We start from the raw sequence: 25,052 nt of genomic DNA, 5'->3' as shown, positions 1-25,052 counted from the left end.
TGGAAAAAATAGAAAAGGCCGAGTGACGTTCAGGAATATCTCTGAACATCATTCGGCTCTATAACATCTGGATCCTTCGATATGCTCTATAATATTGCATTGCTTGTTGTTCATAATTATTATCAATGTCACGATGATTAAATTCACTACATGCAAGTGCATGACGTTTCCAACGAAATGAAGGACGCTCCGATCGGGCGTCCTTCCAGATACTAGCTAAGTGAATCCAACAACTTCTTCAACTGTGGGTTAAGCTCCAGCACATTCAAGATGATCTGCAACGCTTCTGCACGTGTGGCATTGCCCTTGGGATCGAATCTTCCATCCCCTTTACCGCTAACGATACCTGCTTGCGCTGCTACTTTGATCTCGCTAGCTGCATAAGAACCATTCAGATCATTGAAATTGCCTTTTGTTGTGTCATTCGCCAAGTCGTTAAGGTTTACAATGCGGGACAGCATGACAACCATTTCTTCACGTGTAATCGTTTGATCCGGCTTGAACGTACCGTCCTTGTAGCCATTCATGGTGGATTAGCCCATTTATGAAACCTAAAGGAAACTTTAAGTTCGTGCTTGCAACGCACCTCTGGCAACCAGCATATAACCGGCCCCCCGAACCGTAACGATTCTCTCCGGGTGGGCAGGGTCAGCCTCGATTTTCCTGCGTAAATTACTGATGTGTACAGCGACCGTTCTCGTATCCTCCAGACTCTCCGTTCCCCAGATGAGCTGAAACAACGCATCGACGCTGACGACACGATTAACATGTTGTGCCAAATAGGACAGCAGACCGAACTCTTTTTTCGATAAAAAGATCGTTTCACTCCCCATGATGACGGACTGTGCGTAGAAATCCAGCGTCAATCCCGGCAACTCCAGCAGTTGTTCCCTTCTGCCCGTCGACACTCTGCGAAGATGCGCCTTGATCTTGGCCATGAGTACTCCTGGACTAAACGGCTTGGTCACATAATCGTCGCCGCCATAGGATAATGCGCTGATTTTCACCTCGTCTTCCTCACAGCTGCTCAGAAACACGATCGGCGCATTCGTGTAGCTACGTGCGTTCCTGCACCAATCAATGCCGTTTTCATTAGCCAGCAGTACATCCAGTACAATCAAATCCGGCTCAAACGATGTAAGCTGTTTTATAGCTTCTGTCCCGCTATGACTGTAGGAGGATATAAAGCCCTCACGCTCGCAATACGCCTGAACAATCTCGCAGATATGGGGATCATCATCGACGATCATTATTTTGTGCGTGTCCATCACACCGTCACCTTCCTTCATTTATAATACAAGGAAGCGATACATAGAATATCGAACCCGTCTTGCCGTCGCTCTCCGCTCGAACCGTCCCTCCATGCGCTTGTACGATTTCCCTGCAAATCGCCAGCCCGAGCCCGCTGCCCTCTACTCCCTTTTCCACGCCCGGTCGATCATACCTGTAATTGCGATCGAAGATTTGCTCGAGCTGATCTGGAGGAATACCCATGCCAGAATCTTGTACGCTAATGATCGCATAGCGGGTAGAATTCACCTCGTAAACAGCTAGCGCAATACGCACCAGTCCCCCCCTAGGGGTGAACTTCATTGCGTTCAACACCAGATTAAACAACGCCTGCTCTAGTCTTTGCGCATCCATCTCGACAACAGGCAAGTTCGATCGTTGATCTTCCGCATCTCCGATATCCAGTATGAAATTGAGCCCTGCGTCACGCACAACCAGCTCATATTGTTCAAAAAAACGACGCAAGAAGTGAATCACATGAACCGGCTCCATTCGGTACGAGACTTGTCCCGTCTCCAAATGCGACAAGAAGGACAACTCCTCGATCATGCGGTTAATCCTTATCGTGTTATCCCGGATATACTTCAGGTACTGTTCATTGCGTTCCGGCTTGACCCTGTCCTGCACAGCTTCTACATAACCAAGCATGCTGGACAGCGGCATACGCAGATCATGCGTAATATAGGCAAGGAGCTTCTTCCTCCCTTGCTCGGAGTGAAGCAACCGGTCATACGAAGTGCGGAGATCATCATGAGCTGCGGATAAGGCCTGTGTACGCTCCTGCACGGTCCGCTCCAAATTCATATTCATTTGGGTCAGCTTGTTGTTAGCGTCCTGCAGCTCGCGTGCAATTCTCTCCTCGTTCGCCGCCGCCCTCGTAAATCTCGAAGAAAGCAGCATCATCTGTGCGATCGTAAACACCAACAGACCAAGAGGTGAAGTACTGCCGATTCGTGACCATTCGTTGTAATATAAAAAATCGTTGATGACCGTCACTAAAGCAACCACAGATACCAGCAGAAAGATCAGCGCTCCCTCCATACGCCGCAAAGCTGCTTGGACCAGTCCAACCATCAGATAAACCATATGGAAAACAACCATCACACCGATCATCAGTAATAATTTTGTATATATGAGTGCAGGGGTCACCACAACAATGATACAGAATGCGCCGGTTACGATCCGCGTGCCAAGATGAAACCAACGCGACACAGAATTTGGAAAGATGCAATCAGAGTACATCGTGATGATGTATCCACTGCTGCAAAGAATCAGGTACTCGATCTTGAACTGCAAGCCCCATGGAAAAGCTGGCCACAATTGTGTGAGCAAGAGTTCACCGACCAGCAAGGATCGGATACCGAACAACATGGTGAACAGACCAAAATACAATGTAGCCCTGTCTTTGCGTCGCAGGACGAACAACAGCAAGTGATACACGCCAATCACCAGCAGGCTAGCGGTGATGAACATTTCAGCGGCGATTTTCAGATTTGTCCTGACCGTTAACACATCACTGCCGCCTAACTCTATATACTTGGTGATGCCGCCTCGCTTATGATGGAAGTTGGCTACTTGCATAACCAGCTCCACCCTGTCATTCTCGGGCTGAAAGAACACCAGCTTCGTTGCCAAATGCGGGGTCACGCCACTCTTGTCCTGACCAACCACACCAACTTCTGCCAGCAGCTCGCCATTAACCCATAATTTATACGCATGAAAGATAGTAGGCAGCCGCAGAGCAAGCCGCTCATTCCTATCCTGCTCGCTAAGCTCTATGACCACCCGAAAGGTTGCAAAGCCTGTACCGTTCAGTTGCTGACCATCTAACCGATAACCTAGCCAGGAGCCCGGGATGTTGATCCAGCGGTCATTATTTCCATCTCTTGTAGAACGAATCTGTATGTCCTCAGGCGACAGCAGCTCTTGCCAGTAGAACTCCCACTCCCCTTTTAACTTTAGCGGATTCTCACTGACATGAACCTGCGTTAAATCCAGAATGCCTTTTTCACTTCGAAACTTAGGGGAGTCCGGTGCAGAGATGACAGCATAGCTTGCAACCAAACCAATAACAACGGCAGCAGCTATATGAAGCAAGATCGTACGAGAACCGAATCGGAGAATACCCCTCATTATGAAACCGACTCCAATCTACAGGATGCGCGATAAGTAAGTTGATTATCTAAATAATATCATCATAATAGGAAAATGTACCCTACAATTATCTGCGAGGCGTTGAACACGAACATCACGATGAGGTCCTTTTTTGAACGTAAGAAAAACCGTCCACCCCCGGACGGTTCATTAACATACAAACCCAAGTTTACAGCAAGAAGAGAATGTTCAACGAGACATCCGCTTGCGCAACAATCTTAAGTGGAACTTCATAGTCCGCCCAGTTCCTAGACTATCAAATCAAAAATGCAATAAATAATCGTTGATTGGACAGACTCGGGAATGGGTAGATGCAATCACTCAACATGAAAGTAGAATTTCAGCAAGCATCACACGTCTTCCAAACCTTCGTTCACGTCCAAATAGATCATTCTGCTGATTCTGCGTTGTTCTCATTGATATTCTTAAAATGTATTCGATATTTCGAATATAATAAGCCGAATGAGCAAGTTTATATATGAATATTCGAGTAGAATGAGCTGAACTATAAACCTCATGGTATATGCTACAAATTTCACTTCTTGTCGGGGAATGATATTTTTGAGAAATAACAGACTCCTGGAAAAAATAATTATAGTTGTAAATTATCTTTGATAATTATTGAAGGGATGTTACTGTAAGTGGTAATAAAAACCAAGGGGGAACTCGCATATCTAGCCCACTAAACTGCGAAATCCCTTACCTGAAAGGGGGATTATTTTGAACCAGTCATCAACCGGAACATTCATACGTAATTTCGAACATAGAGATATGCCTTTGCTTGGCGAGTTGTACCAATCCGTAATAGCAAAAGAAAACGCAATATTTTGGTGGGTTGGGGACGAAGATCATTGGGGAAATGTTTACTGTGCATTTGAAGATGGGAAAATGGTTGCTAAGGGGCAAGTTGGCATTATTAACGTTATACCTCCCGGTCGTTCAAAAGAAAATAATCACTCCATATATATTAATCTGAAAACCATTCCCGAAAGAGAACATGACATGGATTTGCTCGACAACGTCTATCAGTATCTTTACATAAGAGCAAATCAATTAAAGGAAACATTGCCTGAAGAATATGGAACAATACTTTGTGTTGGTAATGATTCAACCGAAACAGCAAACAATCAGTATTTTATCCAAAAAGGATATCAACGTCTGAATAGTTTATATGGCATGAATCGAGATTTGAATGAACCGATTCCTGAGTTAAAGCTGCAAGAAGAGTTTCAATTCTCACACTGGAAGATGGAGACATCTGATGAAGAAAAAGAATACCTTGATCTAGATGCTGAAATTTGGCCTGACACGCCAATAGGTCTTCATCGGCTATCTGAAAACAAAAATAACAAACTATGGACATCTATGGTCATACGTCAAAGAGGCACAATTGTTGGCGGGCTGATGGCATGGCAGGAAGCAGACCACGGTGTAATAGAGGATGTTTTCGTCCGCGAGCCCTGGAGAAAGCGTGGCATTGCCAAGTACTTGCTTACACAAGCTCTGAAGTATCTCAAAGCTAATCAGTTGCAATCCGTTAGCCTCATGGTACTAACTACGAATAAATCCGCTTTGGCTCTATACGAATCGGTTGGGTTCTGCGTGGATAAAGAAGAAGTAAGGTACTTTACAGAGCTAAATTAGGCGACACAAAAAGAGGGGGTGAGTTTAGGCCCCTCTTCTCCCAGCGAGGATATCACGCACCGTGTTCGGTTGTACTCCCCTTCCCACAACCCATTAAAATGTATTCGATATTTCGAACATAATAAGCCTAATTACCACTAAACGATCAAATATATATGAATTTTCATATATATTTACAGATTTTCTCTTCCTGTATAAACGACTTCCTACTTTTACAGCCGATATTGCTAATACGATAACTAATTGGAGGTCAACTTTAACCATTTCGCTGTCCATGTCTCTGCACGCAGCATCTCTTCTGGTCTGCCTTCGAATACAATATGTCCTCCTTGTTTTCCTCCTTCTGGACCGAGTTCGATGACCCAGTCGCTCACTGCTATAAAGTCTAAATTATGTTCGATGATGATCACGGAATTGCCTCTGTTTACAAGCGTTTGAAATACGTCTAGCAGTTTTCCATTATCTTTCGTATGCAGTCCTAAGGATGGCTCGTCCAATAGGTAGATTTGGCCTTCTTTTTGCAAGTGGCTTGCAAGTTTTAGACGCTGAATTTCTCCTCCGCTCAGTGAGCTTGTCGTCTGTCCTAAGGTTAGATACCCTAATCCTACGTCTTTTAACGTGTTCACTCTTTTGATGATCTTTGGCATTCGAAAATAGGTCATAGCCTCATCGATCGTTAAACCTAAAATTTCTACAATATTTTTATCTTGATACCGGTATGACAGCGCCTCATCTGAATATCTCGTACCCGCACATGCTTCACAGGGGATAGTCACCGGATCTGCAAATGCAACGTCTGGCGTGATCACTCCTTTTCCTTCGCAGACAGGACATGCTCCTAAGGAATTAAAGCTGAACAAACCTGCTGGTTGTCCTGTTTCTTTCGAAAATATGGAGCGAATATCATCCATGATTCCCATATAGGTAGCTAGTGTCGAACGGCTCGAAACTCCTATACTGCCTTGCCCTACCATGATCGTTTCTGGATAACTTTCCGCGAATGCTTCCAGCATTAAGGAGCTTTTACCTGATCCAGATACTCCACATATAGCGACCAGGACATTTTTAGGAATGTTTACGCTTATATTTTTTAAGTTATTGTGACTTGCATTTTTTATTGTAAAATGACCTTTGATATCTCTTGGATTTTTGTTTATGTTGAGGCTGTAGTTTAGGTTGGTTGCAGCAGAAGAGTTTTCTAGTCCTTCCAATTTTCCTTGATAGACCACTTCTCCTCCATGTACACCTGCTCCTGGCCCCATCTCAATGATTTCATCCGCTGCTTTAATGACGGACAGATCGTGCTCAATGACGATGACCGTATTATGTTGTTCTTTGATACTTTGCAGCATCTGTATTAACATGTCCACTTCTTCTGGATGAAGTCCTGCACTCGGTTCGTCGAATATGTATGTGATATTGTTCAGACTGCTCCCTAAATGACGAGCGATTTTTACTCTTTGCGCCTCGCCGCCGGACAGCGTGCCCATTTTTCTGGAAAGGCTCAAATAACCTAATCCCATGTCCACTAGTTGTTGGATCAGTGGAATCGCTTGGAGCGCAATCGATTCCCCCATTGGGCCATTGATGTTCTTTAGTTCCCCGAGTAATTCTGTCAGCTCTAATTGATCGTATTCTGCTATATTTAAACCGTTTATTTTACATTCCAACACCTTGGGGTTCAGGCCGGAACCTTGGCAGGTTGGGCACAATGCATGTGTGGATACAGCCAGGACGTCATCTTGGGATACTTCTTTGAGCTTAGTGACATCTCTATGGATATAAAGACGTGTAAACCTGGGCAATAACCCGTCCCACTCATGGGGTTGAGGCCCGTTCTTCGTGTGAAACGGCGCAAAGACTTTTTCCCCTTCCGGGGGTCCATACAGCAGCAGGCGACGCTCTTCTTCGGAGTAGTCCTTAATGGGTTTATCCGGATCGAATAATCCGCCGGTCATCATCCATCTGCCTTGCCAACCGGACGGTGATAATGGCTTAAATTTCACGGCATAATCTCGAAGCGACTTATCGTAATCGATCATCTTATTTACATCGGGTGTGATAACCTCCCCAAATCCACCACATTGCGAGCATCTGCCAAAGGAGCTTTGACTTGAGAAATCACTAGCAGAACCTATGGCTGGCTCTCCTATTCTGGAGAACAAAAGTCTAATCAATGGATGGATATCCATAAAAGTGCCGACGGTTGAGCGGGAATTGCCCCCTATAGGCCTTTGTTCGACAACGACAACCGGGCTTAAATTTTGCATCAGATCGGCTTGAGGTCTTTCATATCTTGGCATTTGATTCCTGACATAGAGGGGATAGTTCAAGGTCATTTGTCTTCGGCTTTCCGTTGCTAATGTATCGAATACAACGGAGCTCTTGCCTGAGCCTGAAAGACCCGTAAATACGATGATTTTTTCTTTGGGTATGTTTAAATCTATATTTTTCAGATTATTTTCTTTAAGCCCTCTTAAAATGATCTCATCTTTTATTTCTGACATTGTACCATCCCTTCTATGCCGAATATATTTCACCCATTGTCCTTCTGATCACACTTCAACATTCTTTTCAAAATTATCGAGCAGTGCACGCACTTCATCCGTTGACTTGGTGCTCATCATTTGATGTCTTAATTCACTAGCCCCGCGGAAGCCTTTGACATACACCTTGAAGAAACGCTGAAGCCCTGACATGGCACGTGGCAGCTCTTCGATATATTGATCATGAAGATCCAGATGCAGCTTTAGAAGGTCCAGGTATTCTTTCGGGCTATGCTCTTTGGGTTCTTGTTCAAAAGCGAACGGATTGCTGAATATTCCCCGCCCAATCATAATGCCATCTACACCGTATTGCTCCGCAAGCTTTAGCCCTGTTTCACGGTCAGGAATATCTCCGTTAATGGTTAGAAGAGTATTTGGCGCCACTTCATCACGTAATGTCTTAATTTCCGGAATCAGTTCCCAATGCGCATCCACTTGGCTCATTTCCTTCCTTGTTCGCAAATGAATAGAAAGGTTCGCAATATCCTGTTTTAATACATGCGTTAGCCACCCCTGCCACTCGTCGATCTCCTCGTATCCAAGTCTTGTTTTTACACTTACAGGCAGTCCTCCCGCTTTGGCGGCTTGAATAATTTCTGCTGCGACATCAGGGCGAAGAATCAGGCCGCTCCCCTTCCCTCTCGATGCCACATTTGGAACAGGACAGCCCATATTAATATCTACGCCTTTAAACCCCATTTCTGCCATCCCGATACTCATTTGCCGGAAATATTCGGGCTTATCTCCCCAAATATGGGCAACCATAGGCTGTTCATCTTCTGTAAACATCAAACGTCCACGCACACTTTTGTGCCCATCGGGGTGACAATAACTCTCCGTGTTTGCGAACTCTGTAAAAAATACATCAGGTCTGCCCGCTTTGCTCACCACATGACGAAACACAACATCGGTCACATCTTCCATGGGAGCAAGCACAAAAAAGGGCCGCGGCAGATCCCTCCAAAAATTATTCATCAAATCAAACTCAAATCCTTTCATTATATAGAAACGACATCAAACTCTCGTCCATTATTCTTAAGTCAACGGTTCCACATCTTTAACACTTATAACATGCCTGATCACTTATGATCAACCAGATGTGCTCAGGGATATTACAAATGATAAAAAATAAAAAGCAGCTTATTGGATCTCAGTAAGCTACTTTTAGGCATATGGGTTGGTTTATTTGAGCAATGCGATTTAAAGCTCTCTATAGGCTGGCTGCATGAACTCTGGAGCGGATTGACCCACCGGGTGTTCAACATATGGCGACTGAACTGACGCTTGGATTTGATCTTGCAATGGCATTGTCGGCGGTGCTTGCGGATAGGGCTCATCTACAAACATAATTCTGCGCTGAACTTGCATGAGCCCATTCACAATGCGAAGCGCGATCCAAAAAAGTACAACTCCCACGCCTACGTAAAACATATATTGCTGATTATAGGTCCAATCGATGTGAAAATAACTGAACAAACTATGTTCCAAAATATCCAGCTGCATTTCATTCATCAATATAATATGCACGACAGGAAGGGTAATCAATCCTAGTCCTAGTGAAATCACCGTTACCATAATAACAAAGAATACAATGCCTGTTACAAATCTCATGATGACGAGCAGCAGATTTCGAATAAATAGCCCACCGTCAAAACCTCTCACCATTCGCATAAACCAGTTCTGCCCGGCATTAGACTGTGGATTGTAGGTATACGAAGCAGGAGCAGCCGGTAAACCTAAAATTTGTCTAATCATGCTTTGTTCAAATTTCACAATCCCATCCAACAGCTTAGCTACTCCAAAAAACAAGGGTATTCCGATAAATATGGGAGTTAAAGCAATGGAAAGAGCGAGCCCCGTTATCGCTACTGTAAAATAAATAATTCCTAACGGGAGAGATAGCAATAAATAGAGGATCGTTGCATAGGTTTTTGGATTGAAAAGCACCCAGTTCACTTTACCTGTCGGCGTTTTGGCATTCACTTCTGTTGCCTTCATATCAAACACTTCCTTTGATTCATAAGTTCACGTTCTAAGTTATGAATCCTATTATAACCGCCTTATTCGGCTGTCATAACCGTCTTAGGGAGTGTCTGAACCTAGTCTTTAGGCTAGGATCTATATCCGCTCAATAGAAGTTCTGTTACATTTGCTATGGAGCCGAGTGGGGGATCGAACCCCATACCTCCAACTTTTACTCATAATACTGACATTATTATATCTGTTTTCGAAACATAATGAATAAATACAACAAACGATAGAATCGTTAAGAAAATAATCATTGCTGTATCTTTAAAAGAATCCTTAACGCGAATATGTGAAAGGATGCCGCCTACACCTGTAATAGCAAATATAAGCGCACCTGCCGTTGCAAAGGTTGAAGCCCAATATCCAACAATTAAAAGTGCTGCCCCTGCTAATTCAACAATCCCAGTTACAAATCGAAACCATTGGGGCAATCTCAAATGATTAAATGCTTCCACATGCATCTTGATCCCCGTAACTTTTCCGAATCCTGCAAATAGAAACATGATTGCAAGGATTCCTTGTAAGATATAAGTTAATATTTCCACGACACGTCTCACTTCCTTCTTCGATTTCGTGTTACTATACGTTACTTCGATAAAGCCCTGCGTACCATTGGTGCTACTTTGTTCGCCAGTAGATCCATTGCTTTTTCTACCCGAGATAATGGCTGACCCCCCAGATCGAATTGTCCCATGAAGCGTGAATGCCCGAATAGCTCATGCTGATGCAAGATTTTCTCTGCTAATTCTTCTGCACTACCGACTGCCAATATTTGTCCTGCTGCTCTCTGAGGCGTCAATTCCTCTTCCGTCGTTCGAAAGTGTTGACCACGCTCCTTTAAAAAGTATCCGAAATATTGATTGTAGTGCGAAACAAATTCGGTAATCGCTTGTTCTCCAGTTTGCGCGATATACGAATGCCCCGACACTGAAACCCTTAGCTTGCTTAGATCATGACCTGCTTCTCTTGCAGCTTGCCAATAAAGGTCTACTAATGGCTTGCTGGATTCTGGACGACCGCTTAGCAAGCCAAGTGCCATATTTACTCCAAGTCTTCCTGCACGAACGGCACTTGCAGGTGTACCTCCCACCCCAATCCAAAGGGGAAGTTTCTTCTGAACGGGTCTAGGTGCTATTTGTGCATTTTGAAGAGAAGAACGAAACTTTCCTTGCCAGCTAACCACTTCCTCTTCTTGCAATTTCATAAACAGATGCAGCTTTTCATCAAACAATTCATCATAGTCATCCAGACTTTCTCCAAAGAGAGAGAATGATTCTAAAAATGCCCCACGTCCTACAATAATTTCAGTTCGTCCGTTAGATAATAAATCAAGCGTTGCAAAATCTTCATAGACACGTACTGGATCCGCTGTGCTAATCACGGATAGGGTACTGGTTAGTTTAATATTTTTCGTTTCGCGTGCAATCGCTGCGAGCAGCATGGCATAAGAAGATGTTACAAAATCCAGACGATGATGTTCGCCAACACCAAATATATCGAGGCCTGCTTCATCCGCCATTTTGGCCATTTGAATAATAGCCTCGACTCTGGAATGTGCGTTAGGGATATTTCCACTTGCATCAGATATTCGTTCTCCTAATGAATACACTCCGAACTCAAATTCGACCATTCTCTTACCTCCTAGTCAATTTTAAATCATGTGCTCCCGAATCATGACTTTTCCCGCCCAACAACTTTCGCTTATACAACACTTGTAGTAAAATCAATATAACAACTTGAATAACTGTAAGCAATCGACAGTATTTCAGATCTATCGCTTAACCAACATAATGGCAAAAATGTCTAAAAAGTAGGTGGGAATGCTATGGAAAAACAGATCGATCCCCGTATTCTTCGCACTCGTAAGCTCATTATGGACGCATTTATTGAGTTAACAAAGAAAACAGATTTTAATGACATCACAATCGGGGATATTACATCTGCCGCAACGGTTAATCGCGCAACCTTTTATAATCATTTCATGGACAAATATGACTTGCTTGAAAAAGTGCTAAGTGAAAGCGTGATGAGAGAGGTCCTTCAAGAAGTTAGTATGCATGAGGTCATTAACGAAGAGACGATTAAGTCGATCTTTATCTCGATTATTAAGTTCCACACATCGGTTGGTAACCAGTGTCAGCGAAGTTATGAAGCTTTTACACCCCAAATAGAAACGATCTTTAAAAAGGAACTCCAAGCCTTTTTTTCAGAGTGTGCACAAAGACAATGGTCTAATCAAAATCGATTAGAAATAGAGACTTTTGCGGTGATGTTAAGCTGGTCACTCTATGGGGCTGCAATGTATTGGATGCAAAATCGCACGACAAAACCAGAAGATTACGTAAAGCAAATATTGCATATCATCAAACTGGAATATACAGATGAAGGAAATGCAAATTAGCATGAAAAAAGCATCTACAGCGGCGGTGGCTGTAGATGCAATTAAGCTAATGATAATATGATTTGGTTACAACACAATGCCGAATGATGGATACCCCTTCTATGAAACACTAACATTTCTTTTACTTAAGTTCTTAAATACGGAGTAATCCTTATTGGACTTAAAAAGTTTAATATCTTTTCGGCGCATTCTATTGGATTCAACTCTTCCGTATTTACTTCAAGGTCATATTCATTAAAGCAATATACTTTGTCGAATTGGGAACTTGCTAGTCCAATCTGTCGATCTCCTCTGATTTGCTCTCTTCTTATGAGTTCTTCTTTCGAGCATATGACACCTACAAACAATGTAGGCTGATCAAAAAATATATCAAGACACTCATTAAACCGCTTGTCATTGTCGATTACAGTATCTACTATCACATTCAAACCCATTTCCGAAAACAATTTAATTGTCGCATAGTACATTGAGGCTATGGGAGTATGTGAGTTAACTTACTTATGAGCAGAATTGTTGAATATAATCATATTCTACCTAGTAAATACGGGATAATACCATTAATATACAGACAGTCACTTTTGAGGATTAAGGGGGAGAATGCAAACAAGGTTTTAGAGGAATATGAGAACAAGTATGATTTCATGTACCTCTTTGCCAACAATACGGTTCTTGACTTTTATCCCAAGTTTGGATTTAAAGCAGTAGAAGAGCATCTATTCTCAATGGACTTTACACCAAGCCAATTTGAGCATACAGGCATTAGAAAACTCAATGTAAGTCAAGCAGATGATTTTCGTTTTATTTACAAATTTGCATCAGAAAGAATGCCCGTTTCTCAACGTTTTGGAACTGATTACACTCAAGGAATTTTAATGTATTATTGCCTGAACGTTTTTTGTAATGATATTTATTACTTGGAAAAGGAGAACGCTATTGCTATTTATAAGAAAGAAAACAATCACATGGACATCTTCGATATTATCAACATAAAGGAAGTCAAAATTCAAGATATTTTGACTACGATTGCAGGTAGAGATACTACGATAAACCCCTACCTATTTAAAGCCCTGACTGTGAATTTTGCTTCTTATTCGCATATTTCGGATTCCGAGCATCATGCATCGTTGTACGAAGCGTAGCTTCATAGGTGTGCACATGGTAATTGAGCAATTCCGGGGCGGCGTTAGCATATTTGTTTTTGAACTCATGCATAAGTTGACGAAGCACGGGTTGGACTTCATCAAGCACACGTTGACAACGCAGCGATGTTTCGGGAATATTCAAGGCTTCTTCAATTTGGGTAATGTTCATATTTTCCTCCAAGTCCTTTTACCCTTCTTTTTTAAATAGTTATTTCCAGTGTAAGTCTGGATTTTTAACTTTGATATCATGAAGCTCATTTAATTTCTCCAGGAAAAACTTTTGAATTTCGTTGATGTGATCTTCGTAATGAAGAAAATCGACTAAACTACGATCACAAGAAATCCCTTGCCATTCTGCATCAGTGTTTAGATCGAAAGTTTCCCAGCCCGAATGTGTAGCAATAAAGTTCTGCATGGCTGCCACAACTTTAGGAAAGTTTGGGCAGCGTCCTTCACAGAATTCATAAGCAACGGAAACAATGGGGTAATCGTCATCTGTTAAGTAAAAACCAACAACCACCTCGGTGGCTCGACCCTCCTGCTCGCTAGCTTTAACGTACCGTTCCATGTACTTTAACTGAGTATGACGGTTGCTTTGCTGAATTGCCTTACCGAAATGTTTGGTCATCACACCGTCTACTACTCCATCCATACACTCGTCCATCATGCGTTGTAGCCGATTCATATTTTGAATAGCATATACGTCAACTGGTGTGAACTGCCGATTATCTTTCAATCCGATCTCCTCCATATAATCCAATACTTTGGACGCATAGATATTCTTCGATTCCAACTGCTTCATCCACTTGAAAATTTGAAACCACCGCAGCTGCCTGAAAACTATGTTGTTGTGATTCGCTAAAACGAGCGAAGCATCCTTTTCATCAGAATATTGAGTTAAGTAAATTAAATAACATTTCGTTCCTTGATTAGTGAGTACACCGAGGTGGTCCGCATATCTAGACAGTTGATCTGTTCCTTCCGGAGAGCCTAGCTTGCTTTCGATGAACAAAACATATGGTTTCTGTCCTTCGTAAAATCGTATCACCATATCCGGGCGGCTATCCATTTGATGATGGGGCAAAGCCGGAAAAGTAACTTGTGTTGTAATAGATGAATGCTCCGCTTCCTGCACCGGTATTTCTAATACTTTTCCAAGAAAATCGATCATCGTCTCCTGATCACAGAGAAGTTCGGCGAACACTTCAGTCAAAAAGTCCTCGTGGGGTTGGCCGCTGCTGCTATTTAACACCTGAAATAGTCGTGAAAATACGCTTTTCATTATCTGCTCCTTTAAAAAAATTCCGTCGCTCCAATATGTTCTTTGTAATGAATTTTTTAATCTCGAAAATAGTCCCCACTTCCTGTGTCTTCGTCAATATCCAACTAAATCCTGCTAACTAATGATAATAAAAAAGTTCCCGACGTGGAAATGTCAGGGGTATTACATTGAGGCTATGGGATCAAAAATGATTTGTGCAATAACTTGATCATCTACTTCTCTTGCAGGTTTAAAATCCGGAAATTTTTTATCAATAAAATCATTGAAGTTATGAAAAAAATCATCAATTGATAAATGATGAAAAAGAATCTCTTTCTGATTGATCAGTTCCATAGAAATACTAGTCTTTCCTGAACTTGAGGTTCCGTTCAACAATACAATAAGTCCTTGCTCCAATCGAATCACCCTCACCTATAAAATTATCGCATCTTTCGGATAACGTTATATTCACAGGGTTTATAAATTTATCCAACCCCGAAAGTATTCGAGAAACGACTGTAATATCCTGCCAGTTAGTTTAGCGGAAAAGTCAACACTAAATGTTAGCAAAACTTAACTCAAAAAAGCCTGTGGAGAATTAGACCACAGGCTTTCACTGGTTATGCTCTATTTTTCGCCAAGACATCTCCGAATTATGTCCCGCTCCAAACCAACAGTGAGCAGCACTCCACATGTGTTGAGTTGGGAATAGGAACATGAATCACTCCTTTCATTTACTGAGGGCTTTTTTCGATTTTGCCTGCCCATCTTGGCTTGAACGCTGCTCGTAAAGCCTGTTTTATAGATAAAAGTTAGCTTATAAGGATTAGGGTTACCTTCATTAAGGCTCTCTCCAATTATAACTTTATCAACGACGCTCTCAAACACATTCCGGTCAAATGTAGACAGGATGGCATTCGTTTGAAGCACTTTGCGGAAATGTTCAATTCTTTTCTCGATATTGATTTCTTCTTGCGCCGCTTCCTCCAATCCCTCTCTTTCGTCGAGCAGTTCGGTCAACGTGGATTCGAGTTCCTCAAACTTACGCTCATATGTTGGGCGGTCTATTTTTTCTTCCAGATGCAAGTCGATCAGTTTACAGCGCTTATGTTCAATCGCCTGGATTTCATTTATAATTTTGTTCAATTGTTTTTGATTGTTCTGGTCACTAAATACGGATTCCATTCTGATTAATAATTCGTCTAACACATCCTTATGATTACTACAAACTAATTTGTACGTTTCAATAAATGCACCTTCAATAATTTTTTCTTCTATTCCTTTGCTGTGCGGACAAAATCTTTTTCCCTTCTTCGTGTTAGTGGTACACTGCCAAATTGTCTTTTCATGCGATGTACCACTATTCCAACTCCGCCGAGAGAAGTTGGAACCACAGAACGCACATTCCAACTTGCTGCTAAAAGCGAATTTCCTACTGTATTTTTCCCGTTTACTGCCTTGTTTAAGCTTCCCGCGATTTTTTCCTCTACGGTGCAATATATCCTGTGCCTTGTTAAAGACTTCTTCGCTGACAATTGGCTCATGATGATTTTTGATGTAGTATTGATCTTCCTCACCATGATTTTCAAGTCTGCGCTTGGAAATCGGATCGAGAGTAAACGTCTTTCCCTGAAGGAGATCACCTTTATATTTCTCATTCTTAATAATGCCTAGAACAGTTGTATCATTCCATTCGGGATTCCCTCTTTTCGTCTTATATCCGAATTCCATCAGTTCTTTTGCAATCACGTATGCACCAACACCAGAAATATAGCGCTCAAAGATGTAGCGTACAATCTTAGCTTCTTCTTCGTTTACCGATATCTGTTTGGTAACGGGATCATAGTCATATCCAAGGCAGCTTTGAAATCCAACCAGTTCCCCACGTTGCATTTTCATTTTCAAGCCCATTTTTACAATAGAAGAAATATTCTCAACCTCTTGTTGAGCAACCGAACTTAAAATGGTTAGTAACAATTCCCCATCCATAGTAAGCGTGTTGATATTCTCTTTCTCAAAAAATACAGCGACGTTTCTTTCTTTCAACATGCGAACATATTTCAAAGTGTCCACAGTATTTCTGGCAAACCTTGAAATGGACTTGGTAATAACCATATCAATTTTGCCATCCATGCAATCCTTTATCAGCCGTTGAAAATCATCACGTTTCTTCACTTGGGTTCCCGTGATAGCTTCATCCGCGTAAATGTCCACCAATATCCAATCGTTTCGTTGGCTAACCATATCTGTATAGTGAGCAACTTGCGACTTATAGCTGCTTAACTGTTCTTCCGTGTCGGTACTCACTCTGGCATAAGGAGCAACGCGCAGACGGTCTGGCCTTCCTCCAACACGATCTGATAGCTTCCGATTGGCTTTGATTACTTCAACTGTATACCCCATTGTTAAGGCTCCTTTCGTCTTATTATCACGATCAGTGTAATAAGAGTTAAGCAGACCAACAATTGTGCGAATCAAGAAGTCAGGTCTGAAACAACATCGTATTCCTTCATGGTTTTGTTTTTGATAAGAGTAAACTCTTTTTCCGAAATCAGTGACAGAGCCAATAATTGTTTCAACATGGCAATTTGCATGCTATATCTGATTAATTTTCGACTCATCATAACCCCCCCGTTTGGTTCATTACATCTAAAACAGAGATGCGACAAAGGACGATCACCTTATACGCATCTCTGTTCTTCCTTGTTTTGGTTGTATCGCATAAATCCAATTCCAGCGGCCGGTGGTTAACGGCCTCATAGGTATTGTCAGAATACCTCTCCCAGGATCGCTGCAAGCCGCCCCCATTGCGTGATCTGCCTAAAAGCAGAGCTGTGGCTGGACGGAAGTATCATTATCCCCCGCATGGGTCATCGCCAAAAATGGAACCACCATTTATTATTGCACGGGCAAAAATCGCTCTCACCTTGTTGTCTTCTTTTCCGAAAAAAGGCAGGGTGGTCATGGCGCACCTGCAATTTGGCTTCCTAGACATGCGAGGAACGTACCGGAATGGATGGTATTTGATTTTCAAGGTACAGAAAAACAGCAGGGGACATGCCCCTCTATCATCCGTTTCATTTTGAAGCCAAAATCGGACCTTTCTGCGAAAAAAATAAATCGGAGAGGATAGAAAGCTCTTTGTACAGATTAGAAATCTTCGGCATCGTGAGCTATAATGATGGCGAGGTGATCACATTATGGAAGAAATGGTCCCAACAAGAGAGGTTCTAAGCTTTGTCAGAAAGCTCGAAAAAATGATGAATCAATTTGAGGGAAAAGAACGTGAAGTATTTCAAGACATCGTCATCCGCCGGTTCCCATCGAGATTTTAATGCAAGGAATATCAAGAAGCGCTTGACCGTACATCTTGACTTCGGGGACTAAAAAAATCTACGACAGTGTGTGAAACAATAGCGAGGCTGGTTCGTATTTCCGGGCTCACTTTTCGACATTTCTCAGAAAGACAAGGCTTTGCGGAACGTTCGGCTTGATCATAAGGTAGGATTCATCACAGATCAGCAGCACGCGCTCCGTTCGATCCTGCGACATTTGTTCCCAGCGCTAGGACAATAGGTTAAAGCATTGTGTTCGAGGTAGAAGGAAGCGGATGATGGCTGACAAGTCTGCAAAATCGTGGCGACCAAAAGCAACAGCGCGGCGACAGGAACGGAGAACTAATTTTTATATCCGGTACTTCCAGGTGACCCCGATCAGGAAACAGAAAAAGGATTGATTGAACACAGGGATGCTATTGAACTTGTGGATCAGCACATGCTCAAAAAAGGTGTGCAAATGACAGCAGATTTTGACAATGTTGAATATCAACAGTATGTTCTTTCGTTGGGAACTGCCTTTGATGAGTTTAACGCGGAGGACATGAAGAAAATATTAGCTTTCGTTAAGTTCATTGATTTGAATGAAAACTACGCAAAGAATGATCAATTGAACGAGTACAAAAACCTGCTGAACCAACGGGTACAGCCCTCTAAAGACCAAACTGACGAATTGGCTCTCCTTCTGCCAGTTTTCGATGCACCAACAACGGCAGGTAATGAGGCTCCGGATTCCGCAAAAGCGTTAGAGAACGCCACGGACATATCTTTAACCGCAGCGTCAAACGGGTACGATAACATTGCTGCCAGAGATTATGCCTACGAATGGTGGGATGGTCGCAATCCGGTATATTCTACCTACTACGCTGAAAAAGCAGGGTGTGATGTGACAGACAAAAAATGTTGGACCAAATGGAACGACTGCGCAAACTTTGTGTCGCAGTCCCTTCGCGCGGGAGGAATGAATTTCCAGTACGGAGCCCACTACACAAGCAATGAATCTTGGCATTTTGGCCCATTGGTTCCGTCCTATACATGGGGGGGTGCGCATAAATTCTATTTGCATTGGAGAGGAAGAGCCGGGGTTGCTCCAAGTGTTACCGACTTACAAACTGGTGATGCTGTAAGCGCCGATTTTACTGGTGACGGTGATATTGATCACACGGCGTTAATTACCAAGAATACTGGAAATTATAACAACAACAAATATCTTACACAACATACAGATGATAAAAAAGAGTTGACGACCCTCCAAGACTGGTATGGAGGCGGTTTTGTAGTCTATGGTTACGAAATAGACAAAGCCGACAATTAATAATGCTTATTTAGAATGGGTAAAGAAACCCGCCTTTGTATGAGCGGGTTTCTTTATCCCTCAATATTGACAGTTATGTTCGGAACCTTATAGATAAAATATTTATGATTCCATTTTTTGATAGTAATAATTGCTTCTTGATTATCCTTTTCAAAAAAATATCCGGCACCATCCTGTCTAATGAATTTCCAGCCGTCGTTTTTCATTCGCTCCTTTAGAAGTTCGTCAGGCTCGGCTACTCGGGTAAGATACTGCCTGTTTCCATCGTTATCTTTCTCTACAAAAATTACTTTCTGATCCGAGGTATATAACTTATACATATTCTTTACATTGTTGTACCCAATGTTATTAATATACAAGCCACCCCCGATTAAAATTAGGACAATAGCAGCCAACACTATTATTACCGCGATTTTCCAAGGTTTCCTCATATGTTTATGTTTCACCGCCAAACATAAGTTTTCGTTCATTGTACCATTATATGTTGATAAACTCCAAAAAATGATTAGAGTAGCGGAGACGCAAATGAATCGAGATGGGTGTACTAAAGGGTATGTATAATATTGTAAATATCAATTGTAAAGGGTTGAAATCGTGATCTAAAAAACTGTGAGGCGTTCCGTGCGCAAGTTTATTTTGTTGATATTTTATCGTTAAATTTTGATAGGAATGGTCGTCTATATTATGAAAGCAGTAAAGTCTATATAATACAGGTTCTCTGCTCTCAATAAAAAAGCTTCCAGTAATACATCTTAGTGAAATAAATACTCAGAGAGGTTGGCATTAGCCTCTAGTCTCCCGTGATGCAATCGAAAACTACATTTTTCTGGCACCCTTATATGGCCGAGGAGCATTGCTTGTACGGGAATTGGCCCGTCGGTCCGGCCGGTGCTGGCCTGCGATTCTTCTCCTCGGATTGGCCTATGCCATTGTGGAGGAGGCTTGATCACCCAAACCTTATTCAATCCGTCTTACTTCGGACATGAACTGCTAAGCGCTGTATATATTCCCGTTCTTGGCATTGGTGCCTGGTGGACTATGTTTGTCTTGACCCTGCAAGCCGTCTATGAACAGAATCGTGCTCGCTATGGAGCCAAATACACGCTTACAACGGTCCCTGCATTCATTGAATTTGCGGTAACCAAGATTCAAAAGAATGAACGACGCAATGGGTTGATCCGTCGATTTATCCCCAAAGGAAAGTCGATAAGAGAGTTCCTATACACTTACTTATTAGACGCTTACGACAGACCCGATCACGTAGTTTTGATGTATTTCATCCTATTGGACAACAAACTCCCAGCCGTTGAAAATCATCACGTTTCTTCACTTGGGTTCCAGTGATGGCTTCATCCGCGTAAATGTCCACCAATATCCAATCGTTTCGTTGGCTAACCATATCTGTATAGTGAGCAACTTGCGACTTATAGCTGCTTAACTGTTCTTCCGTGTCGGTACTCACTCTGGCATAAGGAGCAACGCGCAGACGGTCTGGCCTTCCTCCAACACGATCTGATAGCTTCCGATTGGCTTTGATTACTTCAACTGCATACCCCATTGTTAAGGCTCCTTTCGTCTTATTATCACGATCAGTGTAATAAGAGTTAAGCAGACCAACAATTGTATGAATCAAGAAGTCAGGTCTGAAACAACATCGTATTCCTTCATGGTTTTGTTTTTGATAAGAGTAAACTCTTTTTCCGAAATCAATGACAGAGCAAATAATTGTTTCAACATGGCAATTTGCATGCTATATCTGATTAATTTTCGACTCATCATAAGCCCCCCGTTTGGTTCATTACATCTTAAACAGAGATGCGACAAAGGACGATAACCTTATACGCATCTCTGTTCTTCCTTGTTTTGGTTATATCGCATAAATCCAATTCCAGCGGCCGGTGGTTAACGGCCTCATAGGTATAGTCCGAATACCTCTCCCAGGATCGCTGCAAGCCGCCCCCATTGCGTGATCTGCCTAAAAGCAGAGCTGTGGCTGGACGGAAGTATCATTATCCCCCGCATGGGTCATCGCCTTAAATGGAACCACCATTTATTATTGCATGGACAAAAATCGCTCTCACCCTGCTACTTCAAACATAGATCGAAAAAAAAACAGAATGGTCATGGCGCACCTGCAAATTGGCTTTCCTAGGCATGCGGGGAACGTACTGGAATGGATGGTATTTAATTTTCAAGGTACGGAAAAACAGTAGAGGACATGCCCCTCTATCATCCTTTTCATTTTGAAGCCAAAATCGGACCTTTCTGCGAAAAAATAAATAGGAGAGGATAGAAAGCTCTTGGTACAGAGATTAGAAATCTCCGGTAGCGTGAGCTATAATAATGGCGAGGTATGGAAGAAATGGTCCCAACAAGAGAGGTTCTGAGCTTTGTCAGAAAGCTCAAAAAAATGATGAATCAATTTGAGGGAAAATAATGTGAGTATTTCGAGATCATCATCCACATGCGCCGAGAGTTTAATCTCGGTTACAGAAAAGATGGGATGTATCTGTTGCCGAAAAAAATTAAAAATGGCCACTTAATGCTGTCGCGATTACATCTCGGTCAATAACCAGCTTTACATGTAAGGAAACTGAACAAAGTGAAGAAAATCCCGTTGAGGGTGGAAGCTAGTGAACTGGTGGATCCCGAAGAATAATTCAAGAGAGTTCAGAAGAAGCAGGAAGCTTTTCAAGAAAGGCTCTACTGCTTTTTGATCTTATGTAAATATCTGTGGAATTAATTCTCTCCGATTATACTTTGATTTTATGGAAATTCATTGATTTTTTTGCTTAGTTTGCAAATTCGATATGTTGTTTTCCAGTCCGGTATTACTTCACTTTAAAGCTATATCCTGACCTGAGTTATTTAACTATAATTGTGACTTTGTAAGTTACGAACATGATTGGTATGGGAGGAGACTCGAATTTGGCGGGTCGCTTTCTTTTATTTGTTAAGAGCTTAATGCGCTGCAGGTTGTTCAGATTACTCATTATATATATAGGTGCTGGTCATTGTCTACCGCTCGACCCTGCATGCAATGAATGAATAAGCTGCACTTGTTCTGCCCTCCTACTGCCAAAAACATCTCCAGTATGGTAGATGGAATGAAATCGAATTAAGGCGTGCTCTGCATTTTCGAAATCGCGTAAAACTGACATGTATAAACTCCATTTCGTTGGTTTTCTGGAAAAGCCTTGTCTTATCTTGTGCTTATATTGCGACAGTTATGTTGAGAGTTATCCTTAAGGGGCAAACTATATAGCCTGTGAATTAGTATCCAGGTATGGTTTCATCTGAACTAAGTACCTTTCTCAAAGACCGGAAAAGCTTCTTCTTTGGAAACATGAATCATTTCTTGAGGGAATGTTTTTTAAAGTACTTTTCTACTCTGAGATGGATATCTTTTTGATACCATTCCGAAAGTCCATAGGCTTTGAACAACTGGTGCATGCCGAGTCGTTCAGAGTGTTTCCCCATCGAACCATCCCCGATATTAAGTGTATCTATCCATATCCGATCTACGATACCTTCCAGTAACTTTGGGAAATCCGGAGTGAACGGCAGTACAGGTGAAATTGACGCTTGTGTAGTTATCCCTACCTCATGTACTTCTCTTAATGCTTGAATTCGCAGCTTAATTCCCGGTGCAACCGGAGCAAAAAGCCGCTTTATATCTTCCCGATCGGTTTCAATTGTCATTGACAAAATGTGCTTCAAAGATAGGAGTAAGCACTTGGAGAAGAGCCTGTTGGATAAAGCGATCTACCACAGTCGAAATGCCAAATAATCTGACAACGCCGTCGGGTTTCGGGATTTCGACCCTTCGGACTGGTGCCGTTTGATAGGCCCCTTCTAATAATTGTTGTCGTATAAGCGGCCAGTACTCATGGGGCTCGGAGTTTGCCGGACGACGCTTAACCATCACTTCAAGGTCCTCTGGGCTTCACCCGTACTTCCCTGAAGGAGTTCCATAGGAATTCTGCTTCAACGCGTCGTTCTCGAAAACGTCTGATCCATCCCTGAGTTGACGTTTGGCCCTTCCCTTTTTCAGGCGTCCCTTACTCACGCACTATGACCTCTGCTGACTCCTGCACGCTCAGCAAAACCTTACGGCCTTGGTTACCATCCTCAGATGGCGTGCCATGCAGGCCTCCCCGGATAAGGATGCGTACTTTCATCCATGCACCTGTCCAATATACTCATACAGCCCTTGGCGGCTTAGGACTTCGCCTTGTTTCGCAGACTCATCCGACTGTACTAGCCTCACATTGGATTCGTGTATCTCAGGTCGAGTGTTTGCCTCCAGCTTCCTTCAGATTCCACCTCACGATGGACACCCTTACTTTTGGCTAACGGTAGGTGCTCGCCAGCCCCCGCTTGGGACTTTCCCCTAAAGCACGGCACCCATGCCGGGCTAGAGTGAAAGGCTGGGCGGGGCCCAGCCCCTCCTCATCAAACCGTACGTGAGGTTTTCCCTCATACGGCTTTCCGATGTTCGTCATCATGAGCATGCAGATTACAAGAGCGTTTTAAGTCCATATTGAATAGACAAAGACTTCACTTCGCGCAGCGAACTCAACCATCGTCTGCGTTTGTGTTTCTTAGCATACCACTTCGCAAACCGCTGCCGGATATACCAATCCAACTTCGCCATCTTCCTCTGGCTGTAAGCTGTGTAGTAGTAATTGCGCCAGCCTTGAATCTTTGGATTCAGGTACTCCACGTGCTCTTCGAAACTCAGGCGTCGCATACCTGGCGGAGCTAATCGCTCTTTTACCCCTTCCCGTATTCGCTCTTCCGCCTTCCGGCACAACCACTGCTGGGTTGTGTAGTACACTTGGCCTTTGGATGTTTCGGCCTTCGTCTTTCGATGATGCATGCCCAGAAAATCGAAGCCTTCTTCCCCAGTCCAAAGTCCAACGATGCGCGTTTTCGTGGGGTGCAGGGTTAATTCCAGGCGTTCCATAATCGCTCGTATGAGTTCATAGGCCCGCTGTGCGTCCTTCTTCGTCTTGCAGATGATCACCAGATCATCTGCATAACGCGTCAGTTCCCCAAGCTTACCGCCATGTCGTTCCCACAGAAGATCAAAGTAATTCAGGTAGATGTTCGCCAGTAGTGGTGAGATCACTCCCCCTTGCGGTGTACCCAAGTCTGAGCGTCGGATGTTTCCTTCTTCCATCACTCCCGCACCTAACCACTTCCTCACCAACTTCAAGATTCGCCTGTCACTGATCCGCATTTCGATCAGCTTCATCAGTTTCTCCTGATTGATGTTGTCGAAGTAGCCTTGGATGTCGACGTCGACCACCCAATTTCCTTTGCGGTTGCATGCTTTCCGGATTCGCTCCAACGCCTGTTTCGCGCTCCGCTTAGGCCGAAAACCGAAAGACGTGTCCTGAAAATCCGCCTCGAAAATGGGTTCCATGACGAGTTTGGTCGCCATCTGGATGACGCGGTCTCTCACCGTCGGGATCCCCAGCGGTCGCAGTTTGCCATCTTTCTTCGGGATGTAGTGGCGTCTAACGGGTTGTGGATGGTACTTCCCTTCTTTCAGTAGCCGTTGACATTCAAGCACAAAACGCATTTCTCCCTGTTTCTCGATGTCTGCCAACGTCTCTCCATCCACTCCTGCCGAGCCCTCGTTGGCTCGTACCCTTCGCCACGCTTCCCATAAGATGTCTACCCGATAGACCTTGTCGTACAGCGCGTGAAATCTTCGCTTCTTGTTCTCCTTGGCCGCATGACCGAGTTTCCCTTGGAGTTGTTGAACGTTTTCCTCTGGTGTTGTTAGCCGTTTGGCATTCACTGACTCGTACCTCCTCAAGAAACTTGAACAAAGCAGGGCTCCTTCCCTCCCGCAGGTTGTGTTGTCCTGCGTTCCACGGTGTAGAGTCGAAGGAGGTTGGCTAATGCCTTCCTCCGTCCGCTCA

20 protein-coding genes and 4 pseudogenes are annotated in these 25,052 nt (G+C 43.1%); 4 read left to right on the top strand and 20 right to left on the bottom strand.

The features are described 5' to 3' along the window. Window positions 1-212: 212 nt before the first annotated feature. The 3 genes from QNH46_RS05310 to QNH46_RS05300 are packed head-to-tail and all read right to left on the bottom strand — an operon-like array spanning window position 213 to window position 3,423. Window positions 213-527 carry an S-layer homology domain-containing protein gene (locus QNH46_RS05310; protein WP_283927192.1) on the bottom strand — a complete coding sequence of 105 codons (315 nt, stop codon included), beginning with the start codon at window positions 525-527 and terminating at the stop codon, window positions 213-215. 36 nt (window positions 528-563) lie between these two features. Continuing rightward, window positions 564-1,268, bottom strand: a complete 705-nt coding sequence (locus QNH46_RS05305) for a response regulator transcription factor (protein WP_283927191.1) — start codon at window positions 1,266-1,268, stop codon at window positions 564-566. 7 nt (window positions 1,269-1,275) lie between these two features. After that, window positions 1,276-3,423, bottom strand: a complete 2,148-nt coding sequence (locus QNH46_RS05300; protein ID WP_283927190.1) for a sensor histidine kinase — start codon at window positions 3,421-3,423, stop codon at window positions 1,276-1,278. A 741-nt stretch (window positions 3,424-4,164) separates the two neighbouring features. Between QNH46_RS05300 and QNH46_RS05295 the strand changes: the two genes are divergently transcribed. Further along, the gene (locus tag QNH46_RS05295; protein WP_430691882.1) at window positions 4,165-5,088 is read left to right on the top strand and encodes a GNAT family N-acetyltransferase; all 924 of its coding nucleotides are present in this window, start codon (window positions 4,165-4,167) and stop codon (window positions 5,086-5,088) included. A 239-nt stretch (window positions 5,089-5,327) separates the two neighbouring features. On the opposite strand, the gene QNH46_RS05290 is transcribed toward QNH46_RS05295, so the two are convergent. From QNH46_RS05290 to QNH46_RS05270, 5 genes are all read right to left on the bottom strand, one after another. Beyond that, window positions 5,328-7,595 (bottom strand): ATP-binding cassette domain-containing protein, encoded by a 2,268-nt coding sequence (locus tag QNH46_RS05290; RefSeq protein WP_283927189.1) that lies wholly within the window; start codon window positions 7,593-7,595, stop codon window positions 5,328-5,330. 48 nt (window positions 7,596-7,643) lie between these two features. Further along, window positions 7,644-8,633 carry a tRNA dihydrouridine synthase gene (locus QNH46_RS05285; RefSeq protein WP_283927188.1) on the bottom strand — a complete coding sequence of 330 codons (990 nt, stop codon included), beginning with the start codon at window positions 8,631-8,633 and terminating at the stop codon, window positions 7,644-7,646. Window positions 8,634-8,834: 201 nt separating this feature from the next. Beyond that, the gene (locus tag QNH46_RS05280) at window positions 8,835-9,632 is read right to left on the bottom strand and encodes a sensor domain-containing protein (protein ID WP_283927187.1); all 798 of its coding nucleotides are present in this window, start codon (window positions 9,630-9,632) and stop codon (window positions 8,835-8,837) included. A 200-nt stretch (window positions 9,633-9,832) separates the two neighbouring features. Beyond that, on the bottom strand, window positions 9,833-10,207 hold the full coding sequence (locus QNH46_RS05275) for a DoxX family protein (RefSeq protein ID WP_283927186.1): 375 nt from the start codon (window positions 10,205-10,207) through the stop codon (window positions 9,833-9,835). Between the two features lie 41 nt (window positions 10,208-10,248). Further along, the gene (locus QNH46_RS05270; RefSeq protein ID WP_283927185.1) at window positions 10,249-11,292 is read right to left on the bottom strand and encodes an LLM class flavin-dependent oxidoreductase; all 1,044 of its coding nucleotides are present in this window, start codon (window positions 11,290-11,292) and stop codon (window positions 10,249-10,251) included. A 195-nt stretch (window positions 11,293-11,487) separates the two neighbouring features. Here QNH46_RS05270 and QNH46_RS05265 point away from each other — a divergent pair, with 195 nt between their 5' ends. Then, on the top strand, window positions 11,488-12,063 hold the full coding sequence (locus QNH46_RS05265) for a TetR/AcrR family transcriptional regulator (RefSeq protein ID WP_283927184.1): 576 nt from the start codon (window positions 11,488-11,490) through the stop codon (window positions 12,061-12,063). A 99-nt stretch (window positions 12,064-12,162) separates the two neighbouring features. Here the strand turns inward: QNH46_RS05265 and QNH46_RS05260 are convergent. Continuing rightward, window positions 12,163-12,542 (bottom strand): annotated as a pseudogene (locus tag QNH46_RS05260) (phosphotransferase-like protein); the annotation flags it as partial. 21 nt (window positions 12,543-12,563) lie between these two features. On the opposite strand from QNH46_RS05260, the gene QNH46_RS05255 reads away from it, so the two are divergent. Further along, window positions 12,564-13,202, top strand: coding sequence for a hypothetical protein (locus QNH46_RS05255; RefSeq protein ID WP_283927183.1), 639 nt, complete (start codon window positions 12,564-12,566; stop codon window positions 13,200-13,202). 211 nt (window positions 13,203-13,413) lie between these two features. Here QNH46_RS05255 and QNH46_RS05250 read toward each other — a convergent pair whose 3' ends face one another. The 4 genes and pseudogenes from QNH46_RS05250 to QNH46_RS05235 form a co-directional block, all read right to left on the bottom strand. Then, on the bottom strand, window positions 13,414-14,487 hold the full coding sequence (locus QNH46_RS05250; RefSeq protein ID WP_283927182.1) for a PD-(D/E)XK nuclease family protein: 1,074 nt from the start codon (window positions 14,485-14,487) through the stop codon (window positions 13,414-13,416). Between the two features lie 165 nt (window positions 14,488-14,652). Next, window positions 14,653-14,883, bottom strand: a pseudogene (locus QNH46_RS05245) (phosphotransferase-like protein); the annotation flags it as partial. A gap of 210 nt (window positions 14,884-15,093) precedes the next feature. Beyond that, window positions 15,094-16,869 (bottom strand): recombinase family protein, encoded by a 1,776-nt coding sequence (locus QNH46_RS05240; protein WP_283927180.1) that lies wholly within the window; start codon window positions 16,867-16,869, stop codon window positions 15,094-15,096. A 71-nt stretch (window positions 16,870-16,940) separates the two neighbouring features. Continuing rightward, on the bottom strand, window positions 16,941-17,087 hold the full coding sequence (locus QNH46_RS05235; RefSeq protein WP_054819302.1) for a hypothetical protein: 147 nt from the start codon (window positions 17,085-17,087) through the stop codon (window positions 16,941-16,943). Window positions 17,088-18,228: 1,141 nt separating this feature from the next. On the opposite strand from QNH46_RS05235, the gene QNH46_RS05230 reads away from it, so the two are divergent. Continuing rightward, a complete protein-coding gene (locus tag QNH46_RS05230) occupies window positions 18,229-19,116 on the top strand; it encodes an amidase domain-containing protein (RefSeq protein ID WP_283927179.1) in 888 nt (295 codons plus the stop codon). A 53-nt stretch (window positions 19,117-19,169) separates the two neighbouring features. On the opposite strand, the gene QNH46_RS05225 is transcribed toward QNH46_RS05230, so the two are convergent. The 7 genes and pseudogenes from QNH46_RS05225 to ltrA all read right to left on the bottom strand — a co-directional run bounded on the left by QNH46_RS05225 (window position 19,170) and on the right by ltrA (window position 24,928). Continuing rightward, window positions 19,170-19,511, bottom strand: a complete 342-nt coding sequence (locus QNH46_RS05225) for a type II toxin-antitoxin system HicA family toxin (protein WP_283927178.1) — start codon at window positions 19,509-19,511, stop codon at window positions 19,170-19,172. Between the two features lie 881 nt (window positions 19,512-20,392). Further along, a complete protein-coding gene (locus tag QNH46_RS05220; protein WP_283927177.1) occupies window positions 20,393-20,749 on the bottom strand; it encodes a recombinase family protein in 357 nt (118 codons plus the stop codon). After that, complete coding sequence (locus QNH46_RS05215; RefSeq protein WP_095397571.1) at window positions 20,746-20,892, bottom strand: conjugal transfer protein; 147 nt, start codon at window positions 20,890-20,892, stop codon at window positions 20,746-20,748. Before QNH46_RS05215 ends, QNH46_RS05220 begins: the two co-directional genes overlap by 4 nt. 1,286 nt (window positions 20,893-22,178) lie before the next feature. After that, window positions 22,179-22,271: pseudogene (locus tag QNH46_RS05210) on the bottom strand (GTP cyclohydrolase); the annotation flags it as partial. Window positions 22,272-22,467: 196 nt separating this feature from the next. Next, window positions 22,468-22,836, bottom strand: coding sequence for a hypothetical protein (locus QNH46_RS05205; protein WP_347342953.1), 369 nt, complete (start codon window positions 22,834-22,836; stop codon window positions 22,468-22,470). Then, window positions 22,823-23,002, bottom strand: a pseudogene (locus QNH46_RS05200) (group II intron reverse transcriptase/maturase); the annotation flags it as partial. The gene QNH46_RS05205 and the pseudogene QNH46_RS05200, both read right to left, overlap by 14 nt. Before the next feature lie 633 nt (window positions 23,003-23,635). Then, window positions 23,636-24,928: a group II intron reverse transcriptase/maturase gene (gene ltrA, locus QNH46_RS05195; protein ID WP_055107312.1), complete on the bottom strand. Its 1,293-nt coding sequence runs from the start codon at window positions 24,926-24,928 to the stop codon at window positions 23,636-23,638. Between the last annotated feature and the right edge of the window lie 124 nt (window positions 24,929-25,052).

Source organism: Paenibacillus woosongensis, assembly GCF_030122845.1.
GTDB lineage: Bacteria > Bacillota > Bacilli > Paenibacillales > Paenibacillaceae > Fontibacillus > Fontibacillus woosongensis_A.
The sequence above is the reverse complement of the archived record's forward strand: the minus strand, read 5'-3'. Positions and strand labels throughout refer to the sequence as shown.